Genomic DNA, 23,496 nt, shown 5'->3' on the forward strand with positions numbered 1-23,496 from the left:
TTATTCATTCCCCGCCCTTAAATTTTCTTCAAGGCAATATAATTCTTCTATTGTTGTGTTAAAAACACATGCTATTTTATAAGCCAATAAAATTGATGGATTATACTGACCTTTCTCCAGTGATATTATTGTTCTAGAGGAAACAGAAACTAAATCAGATAATTGTTCTTGAGTCATCTTTAAATCTGTACGTAACTCTTTGACTCTATTTTTCAATAGAATTCCTCCATTCATATTAATATATATATGAAGTTACCTTCACATGAAGCTTGCTTCATATTATATTAACCTATAAAAATATTTATGTCAATAATATACATTATTAACAATTTCCCAAATTTTTCAACTCATTTAATATACTAATAAACTCCTTATTTTCTCTTATCACATCATAGATTGGATTTTCGAATATTTTGAAAATATTTTCATATAAGTTTAATGTTAATGTCTTTTCTCCAATTATTAATTTGTCAAAGCACCAAATATTATTAATATTTTCCCTAAGATCATTAATATCATTTCGGCTAATGTCATTTACCATTAATCTCAAGTTTTCTATCGCTTTATCACTTTTATTTTTCCTAATATACATTTCTATTAATGTAAGATATTCTGACATTAATATTAAACTTCCATCCTCACCTTTTGATATTGTTTTTTTAATGTTCAAAGCTAAATTATGATATTTTTCTGCCATATTATAATCTTTCTCATGTTTTTTATAAGACGCAGCTAATCCCATGCAAACCATGGATATCTCATGAATACACTTATATAATTTACCTTGCATCAGTTCTCTTGCTTCCTTATAATTTCCTTGATGTAAGTATATAGTTGAAAGTATATCATTTGGATCACATTGATTTTTATGAATTTTATTCAAAGCCTCTATAGCCTTGTCATATTCCTTGAGTTCTGCATAAATACCACCTAACTGAAACAATGCTGCCTCTACTAATTCACTCTTATTACAATTTACAGACACATCTTCTAGAAGTTTAATAGCATACCGACTCATCTCCTTATCCTTTTCCTCATCATCAGCTTTCCATGAATATGCAAAAAATAAGAAGCCTATTCTAAGTTTTAAAAGATAGTTATTTGGATGTTTAAATAACTTATTTTTGCTTGTTTCAATAGCTATTTCCAAATTATCTTTACTACTAAAAACAGCTTCACACTCACTATAAATTTTCATAACTTCTTCATCTGACAATTCAATTTTAAAATTTAGCAATCTATCAATAGTTACATTAAAAAATGTAGCTATTATTGTTAATAAAGTTATATCTGGATATGAACTTCCACCTTCCCACTTTGAAACAGCAGCTGCAGAAATTCCTATAAACTCTGCCAATTCTCCTTGTGTGACACCTTTTTCTTTTCTTAAACTATATATAACTTTCCCTACTTGCAATTTTTCCAACTCAATCACTCCATAATTGTTTTTATAAAATCTTACATATTAATTATATCTTAATTTACTTTCCTTACCAATGGATGTCTGGTTGAAAATACCAAGATAAACTTAACCTACACTCCTTAATTAAATGATTTATAGAACTCTCCATTTTTATTTATCATACCTTTTATTTCATCAAAATTAATTTTAAAGGTAATGAAACCAGCTGAGTATGGTCCTATTTCATAAGGTGGATAATAAATATATAAATTATCCTTATCTACATAAAAATCTTGTTTTTCTGTTATTCCTTTAAATGCATCTTTAAATACATACTCATATTGTGGATCTGTTTCTATCATATTATTAATTATTTTATTTAACTCTCCTGTATAGTGAACTCCACCCATAAATAAATCTCCTAATGAATAGAATTTACCTGTAACTAAATTTATACAAGGCGTTTTTTTACTCGGCATTCCATGGGCTGCTCCTATTGGATAATAATATCCCGAAAGATTTAGAACTAATAAATCCTTTTTATAAAATTCTATTGTAAAATTTCCATAATAACTATAATCTAAAACATCATCTTTAGTTATAACACTATTCTTATTTTTTCCCTCTTCTGCATAAGGTGTAAAGTATGACATATCCCATAGTTTCTTATTTATTTCAATATTGATTTTTTTATTATATACTCCAATAATTACAGGATAATAAATTAAATAATTAATATTTGGTTTATACTTTTCCTTTATAATAGAGTATTTATCAGATAATATAATTTTTTTATTGGGTTTATAAATAACACTTCCATCTTTATTTAAATAGTATGGCTCATAATCTATATCCGCGTAAACTATACCATCTTTTATTTCTAAAGTTCCACTGCCCTTTACTTTAGGGAGGTCTTTAATTGGCTTACCTGATTTATCTATAAAAAAAGTGTATTCTTCATTTGATCCATAAGATAATCCATTATTGTAATTCCCAACTACTAAGAATTTAAAATCAGTGAATATATCCCCTCTATTGTTCCCTATTGCATAAATACTTGTAAGATTAATTTCACCTTCACCTATGGGCATCCCCAAAGAGACTAGGTCCTCACCTAATAAGTTTATATTGCTATAAATTGGCGAATAAATATATTTACCTTTATTATTTATAACTCCATTTGGACCATTATAACCTTCATCAACACTTACTATAGCCATTCCATCTTTAAAACCAGTTGCTGTAAAATAAGTAGGTTCTATAACTATTTCACCAGCTACATTAATATACCCATATTTTTCACCAAATCCATTTGAGAAAAACATTAAGCCTTCACCATAGCCACCTACATATTGATAGTTATATTTATTAATTAATTTTCCAGTTAAATCTATTAATGCAAATTCACCATCTCTTATTTTTACTACTGCATAGCCACCATTAAAATCATTAGCTTGTTTATATTTTGTAGGTATTACTTCTACGCCATCCTTATTAATATAACCATACTTATAATCATCACTTCCATCACTTTCACCAACTAACGCCATGCCATTACTATAATCATTAATAAAGTTATAATTTTTTTTAGTAATGCTATTCCCTAACTTATCCATTACCCCCATTTTATCATTTAAAGTATACACAGCTAAGCCTTCCTTAAATGGTGATATACTACTATAAATAAGATTTACTTTTAAATTACCCTCTGTATCAATTAATCCATATTTATCATCCTTGCTAACTATAGCTCTATTGGAATCATTAAAATCATATGCCATTGTAAATTGTGGAGTTATTTTGAAAATGCCTTTTCTATTTATATACCCATAATTTGCTCCATCCTTTGTATTTACTAATGCTGGATATAAATAATACTTTGTTTTTAAACTCATATATTACCTCTCTATTTATTACTTATAATAAATAGTATAGTTATATATATAATGTTTCGCTTCTAACCTTAGAAATTTTCATTTAAGATAAGATATTTTCATATAACTTGCTATCAAAATGTATAAAATTTAATCATTACAGTTAAAATACTATTGAAGCAAAATTAAGGAGATGATAAAAATGGACATTAAAGATAAGGACACGGTTAGCAATCAGGCTAAACAAATGTTAATTCAAGGCGAATCTTGGGATACAATTATGAATGCAACAGGTTTAAGATTAAAAGATTTAAAAAGAATTCAAAAAGATGAAATAAGCAGTCATTTCTAATATTAAAATAACAGATGAAATCTTCTCTACTAGTCCAAAATTTATAATATTTATTAGTGTATATAACCATACAAAGAAACAGGGGCAAAATGCCACTGTTTCTTTGTTTTTTTAAATTCATATCTATCTTTAAAGATTTGAAAAATATAATGTATGCCTTATTAATATTATTTTTTCAATTGTTCACTATATATCATTTTTGATATTTTAGCTATTTTTTCATTAGCTTCATCTATTCCTTCAGAGTAAGCTACAATAATATAAGGTTTATCAGTAAATATAATTGCAATATCATTAATTGATTCTTCATAATTCCCTATTTTATGAGCAACTATCTCATAAGGAAGATATTTATCTAACCTATCATGAAATTCCGTTTCTTTCATAATATTTAAAAGATGTGTGTAATATATATTATCTCTATTTTTATATAAATTTTCAAGTAATTTAAATTGAATTTCTGGTGTAGTTTTATTACTATCTGTATCACAACTTAATTCAGCCATCTCATTTATCCTTTCTCTAGTCTCTTTGTCTCCACCTAATGTTCTCTTTAACATTTTAGATGCAATATTATCCGACTCAATAATTGATAAATCTAATAATTTTTGCAATAAAACTGGCTTTGTTAATGTTGTGTCTATTTCATTCTTAAGTATTCCTGTTCCATCTTCAAAATCTTTATCATCATCATATATAATCCCTTGATTTATTTCTAATACACCATTTATAATATCTTCATATACAAGCATGTTTAATCCTACCTTATATGTACTTGCTGCTATAAAGACTTTATTTTCATTAATCACTATCTTTTCCTTTGTAGTTAAATCATAATAAATAAATCCAAAATCTTTTATACCTCCCTCTAAATATAGTTCTATTCTTTGCTCTATGGAAATATTAGTTTCTAAAGCTTCCTCCTTACCACTTAAACTTAATAATTGATGATTCTTAAGTTTATCCTCAGCCATACCTATTTCTTTTTCTAAATTACCTGTTTTTACATTTGCAAAAGTTTTATAACAAATTAAATTAAATGTTAACAACAATAATGTAATACTAACCGTTACTCCCCTTACCTTTCTAAAAGCACTTTTTATCATAAATTTATCCATAATAAAAAACAACCTCCAATCTTATAATTGAAGGTTGTACAATAATATTGAATTTTATACACATTGTAACCTTTTACACTTCTGACTAGATTCTTTCTTTGAAATAAAATTCATCCAACAAGATCCATTAAAGTATTATTTCATTGGTTTCCATACGCCATCATTAGTACCTGGTGTAATACCGACAACCCACCAACCTTGTGATTTATATTCTTTTCCATTGTATATTACTATATCACCAAAAGTATATGGGTGCACTGAATCATAATTATCTACACTTGGTTTTGGTTTTTCATTTGGATCTTTAACCGTAACTACTAATTCGCTAGATGTAACAGCTTGTCCTTTTTCATCTGTTAGCACTACTGTGTACTTATAACTTCCAATCTGCTTATTTATTATTTTATTTGTTATTACTTGAGCTTCTGTTAAAGAAGGCTTCAATGTTCCTGATGCAATTGCAGTTATTCCTTCTATAACTTTATAGCTTGTTGCTGTATTTCTTGAAGGAATATTTACTGTTAATTCATAATTTCCATTAACCACATCACTTGAGCTTATTGATGCTTTCTTTAGTGCATCATTTAATTTAGGTAATGCATCAAAATATGGTCTATAATTATTTATAAACTCTGAATTATATTTAACATCCCAGTTAATTGACCATGTCATCATACCCCTTAACTCTGGATAACCATTTCCCTCCATTTTATATTGTCCACCAAAGCTTTGACCTTTTATTAAATAATCTAATGCCTTTTTCATCTCAGCTGGAGCTGTATATCCACTTCCTGCTGACGGTGTTGACGATGGTACTCCAATTACAATTTGATTTTGTCTAAGTGGAGGAAACATATTATTTTTATTCCCCCCTATTGGGAACCCTTTTAATAACATATCTATCATTGATACATGAAAATCTGCTGTACCTTCTTTATAAGTATTTCCATCTAAACATAAATTTCCACCACTATTGTAATGTTGAACTTGAAGATAATCTAATTGATCACGAACTCCATGAATTAATGGTAAATATGCTCCCCAATTGTTTGCATATGCTATTATGCCACCTTGAACATATGATAATTCTGGAGCCATACTTATTATAAAGTTACTTCCATACTTTTTATCAAGTTCTTTAATACTTTTAATGAAGTTAACAATTTGTGGAGTAGTTGGATTTCTAAAATCAGTATCTCCGGATTGAAGAATCATACCACTTCCACCTTCTAAGTCAATGTCAATCCCATCAAATCCATATTTTTCAATTAAACCTACAACAGATGTCATAAATTTTTGTCTATCTGATTCTGTAGAAATTTTTATAGCGCCTTCAGCTCCCCCTAAAGATAAAACAACTTTTTTCCCCTTAAGTTGAAGATTTTTAATGTCCTTAATGAATTCAACTTCATCATAAACTGGATGAAGTTCAACTACTGCCTTATCCCCAAATGTTTCTCCAAATGAAACATTTATAACATCCCAGCTATTTGAAACCTCACTTAATTTAATAACACCAGCACCATTTATGAAATTGTGCCAATATCCAACTAATAATCTATCCCCTAAATTAGTGGCTGCCTTTGTTTTTATACTTGGTACAAATAATATGGATAACATTGCTACTATCACTAGTGATAAAATTTTATTGAATTTCTTACTCATTATATCCCTCCTTACAATCTTCTATTTTAAACGTTGACTTAACAATACTTCAATTCTTAAATCCATTGTACATAATTGTATGCATAGGATGTCCTGCCTTAATATTATCTCCGCTTGCATCCCAAACTATTAATCCACCATAGTTGTTTTTATTAACATAGCTTACTCTCTCTGTTAATGATTGTTCATCTTCATAAGTTATAAATTGCTTTTTAGATTTATTGTAAAGATAAGGTGTTCTAGCTATTGGATCTCTAAATTTTTGCCATTCTGATGATTTCTCCATAGCAGGTATATCATACCAAGAGTATTGACCACCTTCACCAAGATTACCTTTAAAACTTGATTTGCCTGGTTGGAATAATCCATCACCATTTGGGCCCGGTTCAACCCCACCCCATCCTCTTGAATATAGTGGTGTTCCTGCTAAAAGTTTATCTGCTGGAACCTTATATTCATCTTTAAAAATTTTCATTGCGTCATCCATATTAAACTTAGGTCTTATCTTATCTGCTGGATTTTGATATAAACCTGCCAAATTACCTGTGACATTATCCCAACTACCTGCAAAATCATAAGTCATTACACCAATATAATCTACATATTTGGCATACTTATCTGGTTCAGTCATTTTTATTTTTGCTTCTCCTGCTGAAACTGCTACAGTTAAAAGCTTTTCAGACATTCCATTTGCATTAAATGTTTCTCTAATATCTTTTAATAAAAGCGTGAAATTTTCCTTATCCTCTGGTCCACCAACGCATCCCCTATCATATTGATCCTCTGAAGCTCTAGTAATCCCTGGATATTCCCAATCTATATCCATACCATCAATAAAAGGATACTTTTTCATAAAGTTAACCATACTCATTGCAAGGGTTTTCCTATGTGTAGGACTCTTAGCTAATTCGTGGAATTTATCACTTCTTGTCCATCCTCCAACTTATATTAACAACTTAACATCTGGATATTTTTCCTTATAGTATTTATATTCCCCAAAATGCCCATATACGGTCCCAGCTGGCACCCCTGTTATAGGATATTTATCCCAATCCTGCTTCGGACCATGTCCAAATCCCTCATTTTCATAATCTGCATATGAATCTGTAGTTTGAATTTTGTAATCATTTGTAATTTCAAAAAAACCATGATTAACATGTGTTACTTTATCCCAAGCTATATTCGATACAGTAATGTTTTGTTGTCCCGCCTGATAAGTTCCCCAACTTGGAAAATATGTCACTATCCTTTTTTTACTTGTTGCTTTTGCTTCTAGTTTCGTATTAGTCATTGTTTCTGCTTTTACCGATATACCATTTGGCACAATTAAACTTGCACAAAAAAGTACTGGTATGATAGATTTTAAAATTTTATTCATCTTCTTACCTCCCTTAAATTTTTTACATATTTTTTAACAATAAAAATATGTATACTTAAAGCTTATACCATCACCATAAAAAGTCAATACATGTAAACAATGTAAATAATTTATAATACCTCAATTTTTTTGTTAAAATTTTACTTTTCATCTTTTTATCACAAATAATATTTTTTCCTTATTGACTCATTTAAGGTAAATGATTACAATTATATTATAAAAGAAAAGGAGGTATAATAATGAACAATTCTAAGTTAACCGCTATTAGTTTATCAACCGTAATTCTATTAGGTTATACTCAACCGGTACAAGCCCTAAATACTACTTCGGAAGCAACTATTTCATCTGGATCTATAGCAGAAAATTTAAATGACAAGGGAAAAATTACTGTCTCAAAGGATACTACAGCTCCTGCACAGTTCCAAATTACTAAAAATAATTGGGATGGAGCACCAAACTACATTATTTCCATGCAATTATGGTATGGAACCAATGGAGATGTATGGAAATTATATGAAAATGGCGCATTACTATCTGAAATCCCCCTAGTTAACAATTCGCCAAATGCTCAGAGTGCACAATATACATTTACTGATAAGCCTAATGACACTTACGTTTATACAGCAGAGCTTGTAAATTCAGTAGGCGTTACAAAAGGCAAAACCTCTGTAACTCACGAAGTTACTAAAAATGAAAAACCTATTAATATCGAATTGCCTACTTCAGCTTCTGGTGAACCTGCTGTAGGATATAAAATTCTACAAGAAACCGATTCCACATTTGAATGGGCAGTTTTTATTGCAAATCCAAATAAAGGTTATATTTGGGAAGGTAAAGAATTTTCTGCTTGGGGATTAAATTTTGATACTGACCATGAAATAACTTCTGTCTCAAACTGTTCTTCTTTCAAACAAGAAGGTAAAAAGGTGACTATTGACTTAAAACAAGACGAAAGATTATTCCCTTATTCGACTACAAGAGTATTTAAAGTTAAAGGAAATAAGAAAAATATAACTAATCCTACTAACTTTAAGCCTAATATATTTAGAGGAAATCTAACCTATCCTAAATATCAAGGATTACCTGCTAGCTGGGAAAAGACTAAATCTAACTTAAATGAAAATGATCTTATTGCAAACAAGGCAGATTACTATAAAACTACTGTTGAAGGTAAAACAGGCAACATGTTAATGTATTCAAAACCTGCACATGCAACTCAAATTCAACTTGGTTTACCTAATAAAATGCCAGTACCTGTTAATGGTGTAAAAGGGTTAAAGATTTGGATGCCTTCTGAGTATTTAGCTATGGGTATTGGAACTGGAACTGAGTTCTTTGGATTAAACCCTAATTTTATGATTGGTTTATCTATAAAAGAAAACTTCACTTGTGGATTAGCTCCTATTGAGTCAGGATACAATGAAAATATAACTACTATCGATGGTAAAAATTGGTCTTGGCCTATTCAAAAGAAACATACAGATGGCCCTTTCCAACAAGAAAAGGGTAACTTTAACGAAATTAAAAAACAATATCCAGATTACTTAGCTGATACTGCTGAACATGAAAAATATGTTACATTAAAAACTGGTGATCCAGATGATCCATCTTATGTACATTCTGCTATGTCTTCATATATGAGTTTAACTATGACAAGAGAACTTTTATATGCAATTCCAAATAACAAATTTGATGAATTTTTAGCTGGTTCTAAAGATCCATGGGCAGAATTTGTTCTTGTAGATAATGCTTATAACAGAGGTGTCTACGGATTATTACAAAGAAACTTATTCACAACTCATAGAAATCAAGCTATGAACACCACGGATTTAAATAAAGAATTTGATTTAGGTGGGTTCGCAAGTCACATTGAAACTATTAAAAGTGTAATAACTGAAATGGACAATGAGACAAATACAGTTTATGATGCGAAAATTACTTGGCCTATGATGGAAAATTACTTGAATGAGTTAAGGCTTTATTATGGCAACGGAACTCCTTCCGATCCTGAATGGGCTTCCATGAAGACTGATGTTAAAAGATCATTTGATATTTTATCAAAGCATTGGGGAAGTGATACTATTTCTTATAGATATGATTTCTTAACTTTATTAAGAGTTGCTGAAGAATATTTACCTAAGAACAAGCAACCTGCACCTTCAAGTTCATCTTGGATTGAGCAAATAAACTCAGCAAATAATCAGGCTGCTACTTCACCTAAATAAAGAATAGTGAATGTGCCCTTAAAGGTAGAGTCTTAAAAAAGAGACTCCACCTTTTTTATATAATATACTTTATTTCACTATCTGGAAAAACCTCTTTTATACTATGTTCAAAAAATTCTTTTATTTCCAAAATATTTTCTTTTGTGTACACAAATTTTCCATAACCAAATTGTCCATACTTGTATGTTCTTTCACTATCATTCATAGGCAATGTATTATTTGGAAACACTTGTGTTATTACATTTTTTGCTCTTGTTGTATAACGATGAGATATTACCTCAAAAGTTATTGGATAAGCTAAGTTTTTAGGTAATCTTTTATTTAAATCAATGAGCAACTTCATATAATCCTGTTTCCATCCATCATAAATAAATATAGGTGCAATTATGTACCCAAGAGGATACCCAGCTTCAGCAACTTTTACACTTGCATCGATTCTATTATTAATGGAAGCAGTTCTTTTTTCATAATCACTAATAACTTTATCAGTATTTAGTGTAAATCTAATTTCTGTTTTACCATTATGTTTAATATTTAATAGTCCATCAATATCATTATATTTTGTAACAAATCTAAACTTACCATATTCACTATTAGCAAAGAATTCAACGGTTTTTTTTAACAATTCAGTATATGGTTCTACCGGTACCGGATCTGATGTGGCAGCACCTTCAAATATTGTAATTTTAGGTATTCTTTCATTTATATATTTTTGAGCTTGGCTTAGAATATCCTCTACGTTTGCATTTACCTTAATGTAAGGTTTATCTCCTAAGTTTGTGTTTAGGTAGCAATATTGGCAATTTCCAACACACCCACTAATTAAAGGTAATTGATAATGCGCTGACGGCTTACAGGATTGAAATTTAAAACCCTTTTTAATTCCTACAACTAGAGTATTCTTACCTTCTCTATAATACTCATATATCTCTTCTCCGGGGATATGTTGTTTCACTCTATTAGATGTTAAATTAATAATTTCAACATTCTCATTATCCTTAAACTTGTTATATATATTTTTGCCTACATCATATTTCAAAGTTTCTTTTTCAAATAATATCCTTTGAGGCACAAACATAATATCACTCTCCTTTAAGCATCTTCAAAAACAACCTATCATACTTACTTGTTATTTTTTCAGATTCCTTATATTATATTTTGCCTTTTATCTAAAATATAATACTATCTAACTTAAGAAAATACCCTTATTAAATTATGAGTATACTATATTTTAAAGGACCCAACATCATTTATAAGACATTTTTTAAGATGCCTTATAGATGATGTTGGGTCTCTTTTTCATATTTCTAATATTTAATTCCGCTCCAATAAACATTTTCTTTTAAAATAGCAATATCTGAAAGCTTAACACCCTCTAATGCCCATTTCTTAAACTCCATAAATCCAGTTCTGTCAACAATATATCCTATATGTTCTTTTCCACCTGGAGCTCCTCTATCAATATATTGTTCTACATATTTATAAGTGTTTAAAATAATTTTTATAATACTTTCTTCATCTGCCCATATTATAAAATCTTCACCAAGTCTTGGGTTTTTCTTACCTGTTCTACCCATTATTGCTAATCTATAGTATTTTTCCTTACTTCTTGTCCATGCACCTGTTGGACAATTAATTACACATTCTCCACAACCAATACATTTGCTATGATCTCTTATAACTGCATAATTCTCTGCATGTAATGCTTCTGTAGATTTTCTCTTACACATCTTTATACAAGCTCCACAAGATACACATTTATCTACATCATATTGTGGATGTGTCATTCCTATAATACCAAAATCATGCATTCTTGCTTTTATGCAATCATTTGGACAACCTGTTAATGCAACCTTAAAATGTAAATCATTTGGGAAAATAGCTTTTTCTATTTTCTTAGCAAAATTCGTTGTATTGTAATTTGCAAACTGACAAACATTATTTCCTATACAAGCTGATACATTTCTAGTTCCAGCTGACGTGTATCCCTTGCCAGGTATTTCTTGATTTACTTCAAGTCCAGCTATTATCGGCTGAAGAAGTTCATTTACTTTTTCTATATCTTTCATATCTATTCCTATAATTTCAAAGCCTTGTCTTGTAGTTATATGAACAGTTCCATCACCATATTTAGTTGCTATTTCTTGAATAAGACCTAGGTATTCTGCCTTTATAAGACCACCAGGAACTCTCACTCTAGAAGCTGTTATCCCTCTATTTTTTGAAACTCTAAAAGCATTCTTTTTAAGCTTTTTGATATTTATATCCATTTGAAATTCCTCCTAATCTATTAATGACTTACCTATTGAATAATTAAATACTGGTCCATCTAAACATATATAAGTATCATCTATTCTACAATGTCCACATTTTCCTAAACCACAACACATTTTTCTTTCTTGTGATATCCAAATGTTTTCTTCTTTTATTCCAAGTTTAAGGAATTCTAAAACTGTAAATTTCATCATCATTGGAGGTCCAACTACAACTACTTGCACTGTGTCTATATCCTTAATTTCAAGTTCTGGAACATATTTGGTTACAAGACCTACTTTGCCAGTGTATCCTTCTTCTGCTCCATCTACTGATACTATTAAATTTATATTTTTTTCCCAGCATTTCATATCTTCTTTAAAAAGTATGTCTACTGGCGACTTAAATCCTGCAATTAATGTACATGTAGTAGCATCACTTTGGTTTGCTGAGAAATAATCAACTATCCCCTTTACTGGTGACAATCCTGTTCCCCCAGCAACTACTATAACTTCTTTATTTTTATAATTTTCTATATCAAAACCATTTCCGTATGGTCCTCTTAAAAATAGCTTATCACCTACATAGTTATTAAAGATTTCGTCAGTTACAACCCCAACTTTTCTTATTGTTAAATCTACGTAATCCACACCTATTCCACTTACCGATATTGGTGCTTCACCATACTTTGGTATTGAAACTTCAAAGAACTGTCCAGGTTTAACTTCACCTTTAAATGCCATTCTGAAAGTGTATTCTATTTCCGTATGTTTTATAACTTCTAAAATTTTTGATATAAAAGGTATATATTCATTCTTCATTTATTTCACCTCTTCCATAGCATCTTCTAATTTATTTATACAATTTGAGAAAGATATATATTCAGGACAGATATCATCACATCTACCACATCCAACACACATGTTATATCCCCATCTCTTTTTGTAATCATAAACTTTGTGAAGCACTTTATATCTCATTCTTTGACCTTTATCGTTTCTAAAACTATGACCACCAGCCATTACTGTATATCCATCAACTTGGCATGAAGACCAAACTCTTCTTCTTTCTCCAGCCTTTTTATTATCTTTATAGAAAATATCTTGCATATTAAAGCATGTACATGTTGGACACACAAAGTTACATCTTCCACAAGCTATACATCTTTCTGAATACTCAGCCCACATTTTAGAATTCATAACCTTAAGCTCTAAGTTTTCTGGAATATTAACCTTAACTTCATTTTCTTCTACAAAATCAGGCGTAACTTCCACTTCTTCTTTAGTTAATGATGCAAATACTTCTAATAATGAACTGTCTTTGATATCTACAAAAGCATAATTTCCAGAAACTTTAAGATATGCATCATGCTCGTCTGTTTTATTTGTTCCCATATTTACACAAAAACAAGAATCAAAACTTTCTTCACATCCAATTAAAACAAATTTAGCTTTTTCTCTTAACTTTTTATAATATATATCTTCAAATCCATTTCTTAAATACATATCATCAATTCTCTTTAATGCATTCATATCGCAACTTCTTAAAAATATTAAGGCAGCCTTTTCTTCAACTTCTGCTTCTTTAATTTGATCTTCAGTAAAGAAAAATAAAGTTTGTCTTATTGGAAGTAATACTTCTTTATACGAGAATTGAGATTTTTTATTAAACTCTATTTCTTGTACTGTCTCAATTTCTCCATATCTAACTATGTCTGTATCTGAAAAAGTCCCTTCTCCACTTAAAACCTTAGGAGCGAATATTCTATATTCCTTTGAAAGTTCTTTTAATGCAATATTTAAGTTTTCTAAGTTAAGTTTATATCCCATTTAAAACACCTCTTACTTTATTTTATTTTTTCTTGAAATTAAGTAGTAAGGAATCGCCATAAACACTATTCCACCAACCATATTACCTAATGTAACAAATAACATATTGTACATGTAACCAATAACACTAACTTGTGCTGCATTTGGTGCAAATAAAGCAATAGCCATTAATGTCATGTTTGCTACGCTATGTTCAAATCCCGCTGTAATGAATATGAATAAACACCAGAATATCATTATTAATTTTGCCGTATCTTCTTTACATTTAAATGTACACCATACAGCTAAACAAACTAACATATTACATAGTATTCCTCTAAAGAATAATTCTGAAGCTGGTACGTTCATTTTTACCTGTGTTGTATTTGCTATAAACTCTCCAATTGCTCCTTTTGCAAGCCCTGCATAAAAAAACATATATGCAACAAGTATTGAACCTGCTAAATTCCCTATAAAGCTTACTACCCAAACTTTACATGTATCCATCCATGATACTGTTTTATTTAACAAACCCACTGTCATTATAAAATTATTTCCTGTAAATAATTCCGAACCTGCAAATACGACTAAGCTTAAAGCTCCCCCAAATGATAATCCCATAACAATTTTAGTAGCTGGTGAACCTGCTGAATTTAATAATCCACCAATACTGAAAATCAACATAATAGCAAGACCCACAAAAGCTCCTGCCATCATAGAACTAATAAAATATCCAATTCTATTATTTTTTAACAATCCAACTTTTGCTTTTGCTGCACCTGCAACCTTTTCAAATTCTTCACTAAACATAAGTAAATCCTCCTGTTTATTGTTATTTCATTAACAACCTTTATACACTTATTATATCGAGGATATAACTAAAAGACCGTGATAATTATCACAGTCTTTTGGTTTTAAAATACTATTTTTAAAATTTATCTTTCATTTATCTTCTTTTTTCTAGTAGTTTCCTTGAAAAATTTTGAAAGTTTATCTTTGTTAATCACTACAATCTGTTTAGATCTCCAAATTATCAAACCTTCATTTTGCAATATTTTTAAAGCTCTTGATATTGTTTCTCTAGGTGTTCCAAACATATCCGCTAAATAAGTTACGCTTATATTTAAGTCTATTAATGTTCCCTCTTTATTTTCTACTCCATAATCTTTAGATAATTTCCAAAGTTTAGCTGCAACCCTTTTTTCTACTTTTATTGGAGTTGTATTTTTCATTTGCCTATACATTCGCCTAACCTTTAGTGCTAAAGAATTCATTACTACTGTAGTTAGTTCAAAATCAGTCTTCATAACCTCTATAAATTTTCCTCTTTCAAAACATAATATTTCTGCATCTTCAAATATTTCACAGTTAATAGATGCCGGTAACGTATCTAATATAACTGCATTTATTATATCTCCCTTACCTAATATGAATATAATCTTTTTCTGAGCTGACTCATTTAATTTGTACAAGGCTACTTTTCCACTAGCTACTATATATATAGTATTAACGTTATCCTTATCTCTAAATAAATGCATTCCCTTTTTAATCTTTTTATTTTCCCCAAAATCTTCTAACTCTTTTTTAGATTTCTCTAATATATTATTAAATATTTCCAAGCTGTCCAATTCTCTATTTTTCATAATATCTCCTAGCATAAGGCATCTTTAATTTTTATTATATACTATTGGATAACTTTTCACATAACTATTTTGTTCAGATATAGTTATGTGATATCTAAAATAAAATAACAAGTCAAAGATGCCCCTAAAATTTCACACCTTGACTTGTTATTATTTTATATATTCATTAGTCTAACTACATTCTCTACTGCAAGCTCTAAGTTTTCTTTTCCATCTTTTAGAGCATTATCTAAATTTGATACACCTTGCATTATGCTAAATATCGAAGTTATTCCTATTGCATAAAGATTATCTACGCCCTCTCCAACTTTACCTGCAAATGCAATTGTTTTGACTCCTTGCTCTTTTGCCACCTTCGCCACGCCCATTGGTGTCTTTCCATAAATAGTTTGGTTATCAATAGCACCTTCTCCTGTAAATACAAAATCTGCACCCTTAATTTTTTCTTTAAGCTCTGTATGATTTATTATAAGGTCTATTCCTCTTTTAAGCTCTGCATTTAAGAATGATAACAATGCTGCTCCAAGGCCACCTGCAGCCCCTGCACCTTCAATATAGGCTACATCTTTTCCTAATGTTTCTTTTATAATTCTTGAAAAATGAAGAAGGTTATTATCTAGTTCTTTAACCATTTCTTCTGTTGCACCCTTTTGAGGCCCAAACACTGCTGATGCTCCTGTTTCTCCAACTAATGGATTTGTTACATCACATGCAACTTCTATAACTGTATCTTTAAGTCTTAAATCTAATTCACTTATATCTATTCTATCTAAGTTTCCTAAAGCTCCACCACCAAATGATATTTCCTCTCCCTTTCTATCTAAGAGCTTACCGCCTAAAGCTTGTATCATTCCTGCACCACCATCATTTGTAGCACTTCCACCAATTCCTACAACTATATGTTTAACACCTAAATCTAAGGCTGCTTTAATAAGTTGTCCTGTTCCAAAAGTTGTTGTTATAAGTGGATTTCTTTCTTCTCTCTTAACAAGTTGTATTCCACTTGCACTTGCCATTTCTATAACTGCAGTCTTTTTATTTCCTAATATTCCAAATACAGCTTCTACTTTATTTCCTAAAGGAGCTATAACATTTACCTTATGAAAAGTTCCATTTGTCGCTCCTATTAAAGCCTCAACTGTTCCTTCTCCACCATCTGCCATTGGTACCTTTATACATTCTGCCTCTGGTATTATCTTTTTTATTCCTCTTTCCATTGCATCGCAAGCCTCTTTTGAAGACATACTTTCCTTGAAAGAATCTGGTGCTAATATAAATTTCATATATTCCAACTCCTTTTTAAAATTAAAGTATGAATCCAAATATTATTACTGATACTATTGTCATTGTTAAACCAATTAATGATTCATATGGTATAAGTTTTAATCTCTCATTCATTTCCATATTTATGCTACCACCTGTTGCATGGAAGAAACTTCCGTGTGGAAGATGATCTAAAACTGTTGCTCCAGCATGTATCATTGCAGCTGTTGCTATTGATGATATTCCCATTCCAGTTATAGTAGGTCCAAACACTGAAGTTGCTACTGCTGTACCTGATGTTGTTGACGCTGTTGCAGCTCCCATTAACATACCTGATACTGGTGCTAATGCAAAATCTGGTAATCCTAAAGTATTTATCCCCTGAATTATTACATCTTTTAAACCTGAATTGGCTATTATTCCAGCTAAGGTACCTGTTCCAATTAATAATATTGCAACCCCAGTCATTTTTCCTAAACCATATGTTGCATACTCATTAATATGCTTAGCTTTGCCCATTACTATTACCCCACAAATTCCTCCTAATGGAAGTGCTATTAATGGGTCTATACTAATTCCAGCTATTGGTCTTAACATTAGTATTACTATTGCCACTAATGGTCCAAAAATTGCAGCAAAGAAACTTGGCATGTTTTTAATTTCTTTACTTTCTACATTTTTTTCGACAAAGCTTCCTTTATTTTTAAGATGTTTCGCTACTATACAAGTAACAATCACTCCAAATATAGCTGGTATTATACCTGCAATCATTAAGCTTGTTAATGAAATATTTAAATTTTCTGCAGCTGCTATAGTGTTTGGATTAGGTGACATTAAGTTACCAGCCTTTCCTCCACCTATCATTGCTAAAAGTATTGCTGTTTTTGTAAATCCTGATTTATTCGCTATCGCTATTGCTATTGGTGCAACTGTTATTACCGCTACATCTACGAAAACTCCAACACTTGTTAAAACCATAGTTGCTATTGTTAATGCTATTAATGCTTTTGATTCACCAATTTTACTTACTATTGTTTCTGCTATTTTCGCAGCTGCACCAGATTGTATAAGTGCTCCGGCTAAAACCCCTGCTGTAATTATTCTTAAAATAGCTGGCATCATTCCTTTTGCCCCAGTAATCATCAAATCAACAGTTCCAACTATTCCAGCTCCACCTACCAGTCCTCCTACTAATGCTCCAATTATTAATCCATAAGCTGGATGCACCTTTTTTATTATTAGTGTTATTGCAACTATTAATGCAACTATTGCGCCTAATGCTGTAACTGTAATATTCATCGTCATTATCCTCCTTAAATTATATCTTTTTACAAACGTTTTCTTAATTTACTATAATCTTATAGTAAATGTTTTCTTACATAAATTCATTAGGATACTGACTAAATATACAAAGTTTTTTTATGCATATGCACATAACCATATTAATTGCTTTTGAACCTACTAAATACTAAAGCTTTATTTTGTAACTTATATAAGCTGAAAGTAATTGAAAAAAATCTAAATAATTTTCAAATTTAAGTCCTGTCAATTTCTCTATTTTTTCTATTCTATAATGCAATGTGTTTCTATGAATATGTAGCGCATTAGCCACCCCTTGTTTTTCTCCATTCATTTGCATATATATTAAAAAGCTTTGTAATAATTCTTTATCTTTTCCATCATTACTTATTTTCAAGATTATATTTTCACATTCATAATTACTAAATATATTTTCCATTTTATGAAACAATTTTATTTTATTATATGTATTGCAAAAATTATCCTCGTATAACTTCATGCCTATATATAAAGCCTCTAAAGCTTCAAGTAATGAATTTAGTAGTAAATCATGTACCGTTCCTACGCCTATTTTTACTAATGTATCTTTATTTTTCTCTTCAATGCTTTTAATTCTTCCTAAAATATACTTACTATTTTCTAATATTAAAGCTATTCTGTCTTCTGTTAAATTCACCGTATACTCATTTTCTTTTATAAATTTACTAATTTCTTTACTATATTTTTTATTACCTTGTATAACTATAACTATTCTATCTAGTTTTACATCTATATCTAGCGCTTTTCCTCTTCTAATAAAATCATTATCATATTCTACCTTAGAATAGATCCACTCATATATGAATTCTTCTTTTAACTTTTGCTTTGTTATATATTGATTTAAACTATATTCTTGGCTTATTAGCAATTCTGCTGTAACGCTAACTAATTTAGCAAATTGACTAACATCATTTGGCTTACCCGTTATTCCTATTACTCCAATAATTTTTTCTTTAAATATAATTGGAATATTAACTCCTAGTTTAACTTTATTTATCTCTTCATATACTTTAACTATTTGCTTATTTCTTAATGCCTCTACTGCCCCACTATGGACATGTCCAACCCTCTCATAATTTCCACTACCTATTATAACCCCATTATTATCCATAATATTCACATTGTATGGGATTACTTCCATCATTTTATTAACAATTTCCTGTGCTAATTGTTTACTTATCATACATACTCCAAACTATTTATTTTAATATAAATTATTTTTTTAATCTCCATAAGGAGTCTCCAAAAAGTTAATTATAGCATAATCCAATTACTCTTTTAATATCATAGACTTATTTATATATTTATACTCTATTTTTTTTAATATTCAATCTAGGATATATAAAATCCTTGTAGTAATTTACTACAAGGATAAATCTAATATTTCATTTTTTATGAATATGCTAAAGCAATAAAACTAATGACATGTTTAATAATAAATTTATTCTCGATCCCTAAGATATTTTTGTATAAATATTTTATGGGCAAATGACCTTGCAGCGGATCTAATTATTTCACTTTCATAAGCGTTCTTTATAGATGCGCTAGATGCTGAAAATTTCCGTGTTATAAAAACAGACCTCAATGAAGTTTCTAACTCTATGCAAAAACAATCATAGGCTTGCTCAATGGGACAAGTTGCTATTTGAATTTTAATTAGTTCACAAATTTCTGTTAAAGTATAAACTTGTTTTAAAATACAAACCACAATTAAATAGGCTAAATGTTTTTCATTATATTTCTTGTCTTTAGGAGGATATACAACCTTTTGTTTAACATAATTATTAAGCATAGTTGGTGTTAAAAACTTCTCCTCTGAATTAACATTTATAATATTCAAAGCATTCTCTATATACATTATAACTTGATCTTTATATAGAGGAACCTTTGGCAGATCATTAAACCTTGGGCAATGAAACTCTAAAATTTCTTCTATATTATCCATTCTTTTCTCCTAATCTATATTTTAGCCTAATATACTATGTTTCTTTATTACTTGTATAGCAATACATCCAGGTCCCCCTTGAGTTGTAAATACTGGTCCTAATTTTTTAATTTCTACCTCTAAACCTTCAATAGATTCTAGTATAATCTCTTTAGCTTTATTTGCCAAATCTTCTCTACATGCATGTGCGACATATATCTTATAATTACTATCTACCAAAGATTTAATTAAGTCTTCGCAAATTTTTTTAATTGCATTAGGAAAAGTTCTTTTAGTTGTGAATTTCTCTAACCTTGTCCTATCCTCTGAAAGCCTAATCACAGGTACTAGTTTTATCAAGCTACCTATTTTACCTGCAAGTGAAGATAATCTTCCACCTCTAACTAAATAGTCAAAATCATTTGGTATAAGATACGATTGAGATGTTTCTATCAGATCATTTATTTCTTTTAATATTTCATCCTTAGATTTGTCCATCTCAGCAAGTTTAACAGCTACATCTACTATATATCTATGTGGTCCACAAAGAGTTTTAGAGTTTATTACTTCTATACCTTCTGGATTATCTGCTAGTCCCTTAGCTGCACACGCTGAGTTATATGTACCTGAAAGTCCATCTGCCATTGATATGTTAATTATTTCGTCATGTGGATATTTGTTATATATATTTATAACTTCTCCAATAGCTGGTTGAGATGATATTGGTATATGCCCTTCATTAATTATATCTATAAATTCTTCAGTATCTATTTCTTCATATTCCTTATATGTAACCCCATTTATGGTAACTGCAAGTGGTGCAATATCAATATTATTATTCTTTGCACCTTGAATTGAATAAAGTGTGGATGAGTCTGATACAATCTTAACCATAATTATTATCCCCCTGAATATTTATTTTTTGCTTTGTTTTGCAATCTAAATTATCTAGTCTTTAAGACTAGATAATTTAGATTACCACGCTAGATATTCTTTGTCAATAATTAGTCTAAATTCTTAATTCTCAGTTTCAAACTTCACTTTTTTTTATATTTTCACTTTGACTTTTACTTTGAGATTTTATAACTTACTTAAAATCCATGCAACCTAATAAAAAAACATAGTTAATTTTTTCCTCATTTTAATTATTAATACTAAAAGTCACTATTGTACCTTTTTCTTTATAACTTCTAACTTCAATATTTCCCTTATGCATCTCTATAATATATTTAGCAATAGATAATCCAAGACCTGAACCTGGTATATTTTGATTTCTATGTTTTTCTCCTCTATAAAACTTATTAAAAACAAAGGGAAGTTCTTCTGATGCAATACCTACCCCATCATCATTAAGGCTTACCTCTAATCCATCCTTAAGTTTTTTAAAGCTTATAGTTATAATTCCTTTATCTGAAGTATATTTTATAGAATTAGAAATAATATTATTTAATACCTGTCCTATTCTATCTCCATCTAAATTAATTAATAAATTAGGTACTTCTCTATTTATAATAAATTCTCTTCCACTAGAAATTACATCCATAGATATTTCATCTAATAGTCCCTTGAAAAATTCCATTGAATAAACCTCTTGCTTTTTTATGCTCATTTGATTTATTTCAGCTTTTGAAAATTCAAGCATATCATCTAAGAGCTTTGTTAATACCTTTGATTTTTTCAATATAATTCCTGCATACCTTTTTATTTGATTTTCTTCTTTTACAACACCATCTAATATTCCCTCGCAGTATCCTGAAATATTACTTATAGGAGTTTTTAAATCATGTGAGATGCATGCTAGCAATTCCTTTTCAGCTTTCTTTAAAGTTTCCTCCCTTTCCCTTGAAACCTTTAAACTATCTCTCATTCTTTCAAAGTCATGAGAAAACTCTCCTATTTCTCCCTGATAATCATATTTTATTTTTTCAAAGTAATTTCCTTTTAATATTTCTATTGCAGAATTATGCATTTCATTAATTGGAACTAAAATATCAACATTAATAATTCTATAAATTTTATGTATTATAAACATAATAGCTAGAAAAATTACTATTGAGGGAATATACCAAATAAAGCCTCTTCCATCTCCTCTAATCTTTAATATATCATCCTTAGGAATTGTAAAAATTACTATTTCTTTAATTTCTCCTTCTCTAATTAATGGTGCTGAATATCTAACTACCTGTTTATTATTTACTTCATACCAATTATCAAATGAAAGTTCATTTAAAGGAATATAATCTCGTTTTTCATCCTCAATGGTTTTTATAATTTTCCCATCTAAATTTACAATAGTATATGTATAAATTGTTTCTACATTAGTTTCCTCATGGTCTTCATAAGCCTTAGAAATATTAATTAAATCCTCTGAAACTATTACTCTACAACTATTTACTATATCCTTAAAATAATCATCCTTAAATATAATAAATAAACTTCCTACAAGAACTACAATTAAAGTTATTAATAAAATTAGAAGCTTAGTTACTGTATTCTTTACATGCTTATTCATTAGTATATTCCCACTTATAACCTATACCCCATACTGTTTTAATTGATTTTTGTCCTATTATACCAAGTTTTTCTCTTAATCTCTTTACATATACTGCTATTGTATTTTCATCCATAAATTCGCTTTGTCCCCACACATTTTCATATAGCTGTTCCTTTGAAAATACCTGTCCTGCATTTTTAGTAAAAAAATCTAACACTTGAAATTCCCTTGTAGTTAAAGTTAATTCCTTTTCATCTAATATAACCTTATAGCTTTTAGGATAAATTTTTAATGGGCCATAACTTATTATATTATCATCTAAGGTATGTCTTTCCGTAAAGTTCTCTCTTCTTAAATGTGCCTTTACCCTTGCTATTAACTCCATAGGTGAAAATGGTTTTGTCATATAATCATCTGCTCCAACTCCTAGTGATAATATTTTATCCATTTCCCCTGATTTTGCTGACAACATAATAATAGGAATATGAGATGTTTCTCTAATATTTCTGCATACTGTTATGCCATCTACAAATGGCAACATTATATCTAATATTACTAATGAAAACTCCTCATTTTTAGCTAGTTCAATAGCTTTTTTTCCATCCTCTGCAATTATGCCAATATATCCATCAATACTTAAATAATCCTTTATAAGATTTGCTAAATCATTATCATCTTCAACAATTAATATTTTTTCCTTACCCATGTTTCCCCCTAAAAGTTAAGCCCAGTAAAAGTTACCCCTTACTGAGCTAATTA

Annotated in this window: 20 protein-coding genes and 1 pseudogene; 2 read left to right on the forward strand and 19 right to left on the reverse strand. The window is 29.5% G+C overall.

All coding sequences use genetic code 11. From position 1 onward, the window contains the following. From J1C67_RS18195 to J1C67_RS18205, 3 genes are all read right to left on the reverse strand, one after another. Complete coding sequence (locus J1C67_RS18195) at positions 1–216, reverse strand: helix-turn-helix transcriptional regulator (RefSeq protein WP_167865407.1); 216 nt, start codon at positions 214–216, stop codon at positions 1–3. 106 nt (positions 217–322) lie between these two features. Continuing rightward, positions 323–1,426 (reverse strand): helix-turn-helix domain-containing protein, encoded by a 1,104-nt coding sequence (locus tag J1C67_RS18200; RefSeq protein WP_167865406.1) that lies wholly within the window; start codon positions 1,424–1,426, stop codon positions 323–325. Positions 1,427–1,542: 116 nt separating this feature from the next. After that, positions 1,543–3,297 (reverse strand): WG repeat-containing protein, encoded by a 1,755-nt coding sequence (locus J1C67_RS18205; RefSeq protein ID WP_167865405.1) that lies wholly within the window; start codon positions 3,295–3,297, stop codon positions 1,543–1,545. 181 nt (positions 3,298–3,478) lie between these two features. On the opposite strand from J1C67_RS18205, the gene J1C67_RS18210 reads away from it, so the two are divergent. Then, positions 3,479–3,628, forward strand: coding sequence for a hypothetical protein (locus J1C67_RS18210; protein WP_167865404.1), 150 nt, complete (start codon positions 3,479–3,481; stop codon positions 3,626–3,628). Between the two features lie 167 nt (positions 3,629–3,795). On the opposite strand, the gene J1C67_RS18215 is transcribed toward J1C67_RS18210, so the two are convergent. The 3 genes and pseudogenes from J1C67_RS18215 to J1C67_RS18225 form a co-directional block, all read right to left on the reverse strand. Then, positions 3,796–4,746 carry a serine hydrolase gene (locus J1C67_RS18215; RefSeq protein WP_167865403.1) on the reverse strand — a complete coding sequence of 317 codons (951 nt, stop codon included), beginning with the start codon at positions 4,744–4,746 and terminating at the stop codon, positions 3,796–3,798. Positions 4,747–4,881: 135 nt separating this feature from the next. Further along, a complete protein-coding gene (locus J1C67_RS18220; RefSeq protein WP_167865402.1) occupies positions 4,882–6,411 on the reverse strand; it encodes a glycosyl hydrolase family 18 protein in 1,530 nt (509 codons plus the stop codon). A gap of 49 nt (positions 6,412–6,460) precedes the next feature. Further along, a pseudogene (locus J1C67_RS18225) lies at positions 6,461–7,789 on the reverse strand (glycoside hydrolase family 18 protein). 239 nt (positions 7,790–8,028) lie between these two features. On the opposite strand from J1C67_RS18225, the gene J1C67_RS18235 reads away from it, so the two are divergent. Further along, positions 8,029–10,014: an early set domain-containing protein gene (locus J1C67_RS18235; protein WP_167865400.1), complete on the forward strand. Its 1,986-nt coding sequence runs from the start codon at positions 8,029–8,031 to the stop codon at positions 10,012–10,014. Between the two features lie 55 nt (positions 10,015–10,069). On the opposite strand, the gene splB is transcribed toward J1C67_RS18235, so the two are convergent. The 13 genes from splB to J1C67_RS18300 form a co-directional block, all read right to left on the reverse strand. After that, on the reverse strand, positions 10,070–11,092 hold the full coding sequence (splB, locus tag J1C67_RS18240; RefSeq protein ID WP_167865399.1) for a spore photoproduct lyase: 1,023 nt from the start codon (positions 11,090–11,092) through the stop codon (positions 10,070–10,072). 229 nt (positions 11,093–11,321) lie between these two features. Next, positions 11,322–12,284, reverse strand: coding sequence for a sulfite reductase subunit C (gene asrC / locus J1C67_RS18245; RefSeq protein WP_089971586.1), 963 nt, complete (start codon positions 12,282–12,284; stop codon positions 11,322–11,324). Between the two features lie 12 nt (positions 12,285–12,296). Next, complete coding sequence (gene asrB, locus J1C67_RS18250; protein ID WP_089971583.1) at positions 12,297–13,088, reverse strand: anaerobic sulfite reductase subunit AsrB; 792 nt, start codon at positions 13,086–13,088, stop codon at positions 12,297–12,299. Further along, the gene (gene asrA / locus J1C67_RS18255; RefSeq protein WP_089971580.1) at positions 13,089–14,096 is read right to left on the reverse strand and encodes an anaerobic sulfite reductase subunit AsrA; all 1,008 of its coding nucleotides are present in this window, start codon (positions 14,094–14,096) and stop codon (positions 13,089–13,091) included. It lies immediately after the preceding gene. A 12-nt stretch (positions 14,097–14,108) separates the two neighbouring features. After that, complete coding sequence (locus J1C67_RS18260; protein WP_167865398.1) at positions 14,109–14,885, reverse strand: formate/nitrite transporter family protein; 777 nt, start codon at positions 14,883–14,885, stop codon at positions 14,109–14,111. 125 nt (positions 14,886–15,010) lie between these two features. After that, a complete protein-coding gene (locus J1C67_RS18265; RefSeq protein ID WP_089971576.1) occupies positions 15,011–15,718 on the reverse strand; it encodes a Crp/Fnr family transcriptional regulator in 708 nt (235 codons plus the stop codon). Between the two features lie 155 nt (positions 15,719–15,873). Then, entirely contained in the window at positions 15,874–17,001 is a 1,128-nt protein-coding gene (locus J1C67_RS18270; RefSeq protein WP_167865397.1) for a glycerate kinase family protein, read from the reverse strand. Between the two features lie 22 nt (positions 17,002–17,023). Next, positions 17,024–18,280 (reverse strand): GntP family permease, encoded by a 1,257-nt coding sequence (locus J1C67_RS18275; RefSeq protein WP_089971573.1) that lies wholly within the window; start codon positions 18,278–18,280, stop codon positions 17,024–17,026. A gap of 169 nt (positions 18,281–18,449) precedes the next feature. Then, positions 18,450–19,502, reverse strand: a complete 1,053-nt coding sequence (locus J1C67_RS18280) for a CdaR family transcriptional regulator (protein ID WP_167865396.1) — start codon at positions 19,500–19,502, stop codon at positions 18,450–18,452. A gap of 258 nt (positions 19,503–19,760) precedes the next feature. Continuing rightward, positions 19,761–20,264, reverse strand: a complete 504-nt coding sequence (locus J1C67_RS18285) for a DUF1836 domain-containing protein (protein ID WP_167865395.1) — start codon at positions 20,262–20,264, stop codon at positions 19,761–19,763. Positions 20,265–20,285: 21 nt separating this feature from the next. Next, positions 20,286–21,137, reverse strand: a complete 852-nt coding sequence (locus J1C67_RS18290; RefSeq protein ID WP_089971565.1) for a DegV family protein — start codon at positions 21,135–21,137, stop codon at positions 20,286–20,288. A gap of 247 nt (positions 21,138–21,384) precedes the next feature. Continuing rightward, positions 21,385–22,755, reverse strand: coding sequence for a sensor histidine kinase (locus J1C67_RS18295; protein ID WP_167865394.1), 1,371 nt, complete (start codon positions 22,753–22,755; stop codon positions 21,385–21,387). Further along, positions 22,748–23,443 (reverse strand): response regulator transcription factor, encoded by a 696-nt coding sequence (locus J1C67_RS18300; protein WP_167865393.1) that lies wholly within the window; start codon positions 23,441–23,443, stop codon positions 22,748–22,750. Before J1C67_RS18300 ends, J1C67_RS18295 begins: the two co-directional genes overlap by 8 nt. Positions 23,444–23,496: the final 53 nt, after the last annotated feature.

It is taken from the genome of Clostridium gasigenes (assembly GCF_017348895.1).
GTDB lineage: Bacteria > Bacillota > Clostridia > Clostridiales > Clostridiaceae > Clostridium > Clostridium gasigenes.